Here is a 7,395-nt window from a genome sequence, read left to right as displayed (position 1 = left end):
GGGGGGGGGGCCTTGGGGGGCTCCGGCGCCGCCCGGCGGGTGGGGGGGGTGGGCCGCTCCGGTCACTGGGCCGGCGGGACGCCGTGCTTCGCCCGGTGCCGGTTGATGCTGTCCACCATGCCGTTCAGGAATTCTTGGTCGGTGCGATCGGAGTAGCCGGCTTTCATGACATCCCTTTCCTCGATGGGCATGCGGTGACATCGGCCGGGAATCGTGGGTCGATTTCGTAGTGGGTGTCGAATTGGCTGCTGAAACCGGTCACGCTGACGGCCCGGCCGGCGGTGAGCCCGGTGAGGTCGATGCCGGTCCGGGTGTTGACGAAGATGGTGAGTTCGCCCGAGCCGTCGTCGACGACGAACTTGGTTCCGTACGGCAGATCCGGCGTCGGCGCTCGGGTGATCGTGGCGATCACGCGCACCAGCTGCCCCTCGGAGTTCTCGCCGACGGCGCCGGCGGCGAGCAGCCGCGGCCGGACGGCGGGCCCGTTGCCGTGCACGACGACGGCCGCCGGGTCACCGGGCACAAGGATGAGCAACCCGGAGCTGTCGCGCAGCGTGCCGGTCACCCGCACCCGGTTGCGGGGAGCGATCCCCAAGTCGACCGCGACGCTGACGTAGATGCCGGCGCCTCGGTCCTGGAGGCCACCGCCTGGGCGGGTGGTGCGAAGCCGGCGGAGGCGAGGACCAGGAACAGAATCGAAACACAACGCCGCCATGAAGACATACGGATTTCCTTCCCCCAGGTCGTGCCGGAATCAGCGGTAACGGTGCTCGAACGCGGCGAACCTGGCTTCCTGCTGCCATTGCAGGCTCGCTTTCGGACTGCCGGCGAGGAACGTCCGGCAGCCCGGGCCGGGGTGGGGTGCGGCCAGCCGGTCGCGGGCGCACGGTGTGGCCGGGACGAAGGTGTCCGGGCTGCGCCACAGGGACGCGCCGTCGAGGAACGCGTGGTCCAGGCCGGTGCGGGCCAGGGTCTTCAGGTCGCGGTAGCGCAGGCGGTAGTCGGTGACCGCGCCGAACTTGCCGAAGGTGGCGAAGAAGTGGTCGTGCCCCGATTCGCCTTGCCCCGCCTGGAACCCCTCCATCGACCACGCCATCAGCACGGCCCGGCGGAAAGCCGGATCCGACGAGGTGTCCGCGGCGGGACGCTGACCCGCACCGCACGGCCCGGCCGCCGCGACGAACGTCGTGGTGTGGATGCAGAGCCCGTCCTGGGCGGCCAGGGAGATCAGCAGCTCGGTCGATGCCGCTCCGGACAGATGACTGTGCAGGTCGCCGCCCTTGGGCAGGTCCAGCATGAAGGCCCGCAGCCGAACCGGGTCGTGGCGGACGGTTTCGAGATAGCGCTCGACACCCACGGATGGGCCTGCATCGGCGACCTTCGACCGTGGAAGCTCGTTTGCGCGCCTCCGGCCGGAGCGCGTGGCCGTGGGCGTCGGCCGTCCCGGAGGCGTGCCGGCCGGAATTGCTGTCCAACGGCCAATGAGCGCCACGCTCAGTTGATGTTGAACTTCGCTCGCCGCTGACTTTTACTTCCGTTTTACCCGAGACCATTCATCCGCTCCGAGGCGCCGTTCGGCGACTTCAGGATGGCCGCCCCGAGGGGCTCATCCATACACTCGAATCCTGGACAAGTGCGTGTGGGGGAAAATGGAGCACTCACGACTGGTCGTCCATCGCACGGTCCTCGCGGTGGATATCGAAGGTTACGGTCACCAGAGCAGGACCACGCCGCACCGGCTGGTGGTTCGACAAGGGCTCGACCTCGCGCTGCGTCGAGCCTTCAAGGAGGCGGGGGTGCCGTGGTTCGACTGCAGGCACGAGAGCACCGGCGACGGAACTCTCGTGCTCGTGCCGGCGCAGGTCCTCAAAGGTCCCTTCGTCGAAGTTCTTTCGCTGTCCCTCGCCAGGGAACTCCGGCGGCACAATGAAACGCACCGGGCGGAGGAGCGAATCCGGCTGCGAATGGCACTTCACGCGGGAGAAGTCGCCTACGACGACCAAGGAGCGACCGGCCCCGCGATCAATCAGGCATTTCGCTTGATCGAGGCCCCTCAGCTCAAGAACGCCCTGGCCGGATCGCCGGGGACGCTCGCGCTGATCACTTCGACGTGGTTCTTCGACGAAGTCGTCCGCAGCAGCACGATTGTGGACTCCGCGACGTTTCGACCGGTGCACGTGGCCGTGAAGGAGACCGTGACCGTCGGCTGGATCAGCCTGCCGGATCACCCGTATCCGCCGGGTACCGAAGAGCTCGTTCCGGCGGAAGCCGGGCCACCGCCACGGCGGCCGGAAGCGGTGCCCTTCCCGGTCTCGACGAGCGGCCGCTCCACGCTGCCCCGTGACCTGCCGGCCTTCACCGGCCGTGGCCGGGAGCTGGCCGAGCTCACCGCGACGGTGTCCACCGCCGCGGGCCACGGCACGCTGGGGATGGCCGTCCACGTCGTGGACGGCATGCCGGGCATCGGGAAGACGACGTTCGCGGTCCGCGCCGCCTACCGGCTCGCCGGCTACTTCCCCGACGGCCAGGTCTTCCTCGAGCTGCACGGCCACAGTCCCGGGCAAGCACCCGTGGATCCCGGTGACGCCCTGGCTTCGCTGCTGCTCCTCTGGGGTGTCCCCGCGATCGACATTCCCGCCGGCCTGGACGATCGTGCCCGGTTGTGGCGGGAGAAGCTGGCCGGGCGGAAGATCCTGCTGCTGCTCGACGACGCCGTCGACGACGAGCAAGTCCGGCCGCTGCTGCCCGGCGGTCCCGGAAGCCTCGTACTGGTCACCAGCCGGCGTCGGATCGAGTCCGTCGGCGACGCCTGCCCGGTCTCGTTGCAGACCCTCCCGCCGCAAGACGCCGCCGCGATGTTCCAGCGCTACACCGGTGCGCATCGACACGATCCCCGGGCCGTGGCCGAGCTGATGGCGATGTGTGGGTACCTGCCGCTGGCCATCGCCCTCACGGCCGGCCGGCTGCGGAACCACCCCTGCTGGACGCCCGAGCAGCTGGCCGACGACCTCAGGCGCTCCCGCAACCGGATCACGATGCTCCGCGCGGGCAATCGAACCGTGGCGGCAGCGTTCGACCTCTCCTACCGGGACTTGAGCCCGAAGGAGAAACGGCTCTTCCGCCGCCTCGGCCTCCATCCCGGCGCCCAGATCGAGGCCCGCGCGGCGGCGGCGCTCGACGGCGAAGACCGGGAACCGACCGGGGAACACCTCGACGCGCTGTACCTCAACCACCTGCTGGAAGAAGTGGCTCCCGGTCGCTATCGCCTGCACGATCTGACCCGGGCCTACAGTCTCACCCTCAGTGGCGAAGACGGTGACGACAAAGCCTTCGAACGGCTGCTCGACCACTATCTCCACGCGGTCAGGTCGGCGACTCGATTCGTCGCCACCCGCGGCCCGCGCCCGGAGATCGCCGCGCAGCCGCCGGTGGGGACCCACGAATTCGAGTCGGAAGGCGAGGCGATCGCCTGGTTGAGCGCGGAACGCGCCAACCTCGGTGCCTGCATCACCTATGCCGCGGCCCACGACGACCTGCACCGGGCCGCGGAACTCGCGGTCGCGCTCCACCCCTATCTCGAGCAGCACGGATACTGGCATGACGCCCACCGGATCGACCAGGCCGTGCTGGCCGCGGAACAAGCGGCGGGCAATCTCACGGATGAAGCAGCCACCCGCGCGGACCTGGGCCGGGTGCAGAGCCTGCTCGGCGACCACCCCGCAGCGGTCGGAGACCTGATCCGCGCACGGGACTTGTACGCCAGGTCCGGCGACCGGCTCGGCGAAGCCGCGGCACTGACCGAAATCGGGTTCGCCCGCATGGAGCTCTCCGAGTACCCGGAGGCGATCGAGTACCTCACTCGCGCCCGTGCGCTGTACGAAAGGCTGGAGAATCCGTTCGGTATCGCCGGAGCACTCGTCAGCCTCGCGAGCGTGCAGTTCCGGCTCGGGCGGCATGACGCCGCCCGAGCTGACGGCGAACGGGCTCTCGCACTGTACGTCGAGCTCGGCAACAGGCTCGGCGAAGCCTTGAGCTTGCTCTGCATCGGCTGCACTTACGGCGTCTGCGGAGACTATGCGAGCGCGATCGACATATTCGATCAAGTGCTTTCCCGGTCCCGGGAGCTGGGTGACCGGTACACCGAAGCCAGAGCGCTCAACAACCTCGGCCGCATGTATTTCGAACGCGGCGACTACGGAATGGCCGATGGTTGCTACAGCAGCGCCCAGATCATCTACAGCCGGTTGGACAGCCGAACCCGTGAGGCGGTGGCCCTGAACAACCTCGGCCGGCTGCACCACGCGGGTGGCAACTTCAGGCTGTCGCTGATGTACCTGAAGCGCGCTCAGGTTCTGTTCGGCGACGACCGGGCGTGGCAGGCCGAAAACCTCAACAACCTCGGTGGCCTCGCCCTGGCGTGGCCCGAAGCGGGCGATCCCGCCGAGCTCTATCGTCAAGCCCTTCACCAGTCGAGAGCCATCGGGATCCGGCTGCAGGAAGGACGAGCGCTCGAAGGGCTGGGGCGGTGCGCTTTGAAAGCCGTGGACGTCGCGGACGGCGTCGCGCGGCTGCGGGAGGCATTGGCCGTGTTCGACGAGCTGAAGGCTCCGGAGGCGAAGGCGGTGAGGACTGTTGTCGCGAGCCTGGCCGGTGCGTAGTGGTGGTCGTCTGCGCGAGTTCGGTGGATGCCGCGGATGAGGCGATTCGCTGACGTCGAAGGCCTGTCGGAGCTGGTGCGCGACGCGCTGGGTGCGGAATGCCGCGTGGTCGCGGTGGACCGGTTGCGCGGAGGCACCAAGAAGGGGGTGTACCGGGTCCGCCTCGACGGAACCCGCACGTCCAGCGTGATCGTCTACAGCTGGGCCGAAGCCGAGAACTTCTGGTCTGGTGAGCAGGAGGCCCACCCGGCCGATCCGTTCGCGCCCGCCTCCGGTCTGGCCACGTTCTTGGCCGCGCAGCGGACGTTGGCCGGGCTCGGGACGCGGGTCCCGCGGATACACCGGGTGGATGACAGCCGGCGCCGCTACCCCGCGGACGTCGCCGTGGTCGAGGACGTCTCCGGTGGAACGCTCGAAGCACTCTTCGAAACCGATCACACGCGTGCCGCGAAAGCCCTGGGCGAGCTCGCCGAGCTGCTCCAGGTGATGCACCGGCAGCCGGGCCGGCACTACGGCCGGGTCGACCTGCTGGAGCGGGGCGCAGCGGTGTCCGAGGTCTCGTGCGAGCGGCGGGTCCTCGACCGCGCTCTGCGGGACCTCGAGGAGGCGGCCGGGCGCGACGGGCGGATCGCAGCAGCCGGCACCGCGTTGCGCGACCGTCTGCGGGAACTGGCCGGCCGGGTGCGCCCTCGCGCGGAGTACGGGCTGATCCACGGAGAACTCGGCCCCGACCACGTCCTGATCGATGCCGAGGGGCACCCTGTGCTGATCGACATCGAAGGCTTGATGTACTTCGACGTCGAGTGGGAGCACGTCTTCCTCCGGCTCCGTTTCGGCAAGCACTACCCCGCACTGGCCCGGCCCGGCCTCGACCCGCGGCGGCTCGACCTCTACCTGCTCGCGATGCGCCTGTCGCTGGTGGCCGGCCCGCTGCGTCTCCTCGACGGGGACTTCCCCGATCGCGCGGTCATGCAGGGGATCGCCGAGCACAACGCGCAAGAGGCGCTGGCGCTTCTCCCGCTGACGTAGCCGGCTCGACGACGCGATCTCCCGCGCCACCCGGGTCCCCAATGGACGCCACATCACGTGCTCGCCCAGCGGCGATCTGCGGACCTGCCGTCCACTGTGGAGGAACCCCTCGTGACCGGGGCCGGGCCGCCTCGCGGGAAACCACCCGCCCGGGTGAAACGCTCCCGGCCCTGCCTGTCCTAGGCTGGAAGGCCGCGCCCCGGACCCCGGCGATCGATGGCGTGCACCCCGGTGCACCGCGAGCGAAGGCGGGTGACGGTGGACGGCGAGCGGACCGATCGGCAAGGTGCGGGCCAGACGGCGGGCGGCACGCACCGGGCTTGGCCCACGCGCCACGGCGGTGGTTACCCTCCCGGCTGGCTCGTCCGCTACCGCAGCCGCGTCGGTTGGACCGGGCCGGCGTCGTGCTCGGCACCGCTGTGGCGTGAGCACATCGGTACGGTCGCCGGGCACAGTCTGCGCGACGAGCACACCAGCACCACCTGGGTACCCATCCGCCCGCAGGGGGCCGCCTCCGATGAGCAGGCAAGCCTGATCCGGGCCACCGACATCGTCGACGCCCAGCCACCCGGCTTCGACGAACGTGCCCGGAACTGAATCGCCGCCGGCCCGCACCCGTGGGTCACTCATCCGGGGGATTCTTCCTTCCGGACGGCACAAAGCGCCTACGCTGCCCAGACTGCCCCAGACCTCGGCACGTCCGCCGTTCCACGCCCTGCGTGGCGCGCACCACCGTGCGAGGAGAAGCTGATGACGGCAGAGGATCTGGACCGCGGCGCGCCGGAGAGCCCAAGCCCGCCGCGACGGCAGATCGCGTTCAGCTTCGGGAGTTGGCAAGTCACGTTCACCGGAACGGATCCGCACTCGCCACAGACCGGCACCCTCGCCGGCCGGACCGAGTTCGGCCCCCGCGGCGTCCGTGTCCCCGTCATCGCCGACGACAGCCGCACGCCCTCGGTCTCCTGGGTCGACGACCAGGACGTCATCGCCGTTACCGCACCGCCGGCCCGGAAACCACGCGGCCGCCGAACTCCCCGGACCGGCGGAGGGCGACATCGCGCGCCGTAGGACCGCTCACCGGCCTCTCTCGACGACAGCCCGAATTCCGTTTCCAGGTCACAGCAAACAGATTCGGGCGCGATTTCAAGCGACTGCGAATACCTCCATATGGGGGCGTGGGGTATCGATCACCCGGCCTAAAGGGTAGGATTTACCGTTACCGCCCTGGACCTCGGTGCCGTTCCCCTGTGTTCCAGGAAAAGACGTCATGCGACATGTCCGTCCCATTGCCCGAGCCCTGTTCGGGGCCACCGTCGCGACCGGAGGCCTGGTCGCACTGGCTCCGGTGGCGCAGGCCATCACCATTCCGGTGGCCTGCAGCGAAAACGCTCTGGTCGCGGCGGTGAACCTGGCCAACTCCACCCCCACCTCCGACACCCTCGTCCTGGCCGGTGGCTGCACCTACGGCATGACCACCGCCCACGGCGGCGCCGCCAACGCGCTCCCCGTCATCACCACCCCGATCGAGATGACCGGCCCCGCCACCATCACCAACGCCTCCCTGGCCGGTCTCGGCATGTTCCGCATCGCCGAAGTCAGCCCGACCGGCAACCTCACCCTCACCACCGGAGTCGCCTTCACCCACGGCAACGTCGTCGGCGACGGCGGCGGCATCCTCAACCACGGTGCGGTCACCCTCACCGGAAGC

General features: G+C 69.6%; 7 protein-coding genes. 4 read left to right on the top strand and 3 right to left on the bottom strand.

Annotated elements, in window-relative coordinates; translation table 11 throughout:
- Positions 1-163 precede the first annotated feature (163 nt).
- The 3 genes from ACFVYA_RS48755 to ACFVYA_RS48745 all read right to left on the bottom strand — a co-directional run bounded on the left by ACFVYA_RS48755 (position 164) and on the right by ACFVYA_RS48745 (position 1,937).
- Positions 164-595 (bottom strand): hypothetical protein, encoded by a 432-nt coding sequence (locus tag ACFVYA_RS48755; protein ID WP_387055343.1) that lies wholly within the window; start codon positions 593-595, stop codon positions 164-166.
- Between the two features lie 159 nt (positions 596-754).
- Positions 755-1,357 carry a hypothetical protein gene (locus tag ACFVYA_RS48750; protein WP_387055341.1) on the bottom strand — a complete coding sequence of 201 codons (603 nt, stop codon included), beginning with the start codon at positions 1,355-1,357 and terminating at the stop codon, positions 755-757.
- A 301-nt stretch (positions 1,358-1,658) separates the two neighbouring features.
- Complete coding sequence (locus tag ACFVYA_RS48745) at positions 1,659-1,937, bottom strand: hypothetical protein (RefSeq protein ID WP_387055339.1); 279 nt, start codon at positions 1,935-1,937, stop codon at positions 1,659-1,661.
- A 102-nt stretch (positions 1,938-2,039) separates the two neighbouring features.
- On the opposite strand from ACFVYA_RS48745, the gene ACFVYA_RS48740 reads away from it, so the two are divergent.
- The 4 genes from ACFVYA_RS48740 to ACFVYA_RS48725 form a co-directional block, all read left to right on the top strand.
- Positions 2,040-4,658, top strand: a complete 2,619-nt coding sequence (locus tag ACFVYA_RS48740; RefSeq protein WP_387055337.1) for an ATP-binding protein — start codon at positions 2,040-2,042, stop codon at positions 4,656-4,658.
- A 36-nt stretch (positions 4,659-4,694) separates the two neighbouring features.
- Positions 4,695-5,687: a phosphotransferase family protein gene (locus tag ACFVYA_RS48735; protein WP_387055335.1), complete on the top strand. Its 993-nt coding sequence runs from the start codon at positions 4,695-4,697 to the stop codon at positions 5,685-5,687.
- A gap of 216 nt (positions 5,688-5,903) precedes the next feature.
- Positions 5,904-6,284: a hypothetical protein gene (locus ACFVYA_RS48730; RefSeq protein ID WP_387055332.1), complete on the top strand. Its 381-nt coding sequence runs from the start codon at positions 5,904-5,906 to the stop codon at positions 6,282-6,284.
- A gap of 670 nt (positions 6,285-6,954) precedes the next feature.
- On the top strand, positions 6,955-7,395 hold a 441-nt coding region (locus ACFVYA_RS48725; protein WP_387055330.1), incomplete at its 3' end, for a hypothetical protein.

This window comes from Amycolatopsis sp. NPDC058278 (assembly GCF_042881395.1).
In the GTDB taxonomy this organism is placed as follows: Bacteria; Actinomycetota; Actinomycetes; order Mycobacteriales; family Pseudonocardiaceae; genus Amycolatopsis.
The sequence above is the reverse complement of the archived record's forward strand: the minus strand, read 5'-3'. Positions and strand labels throughout refer to the sequence as shown.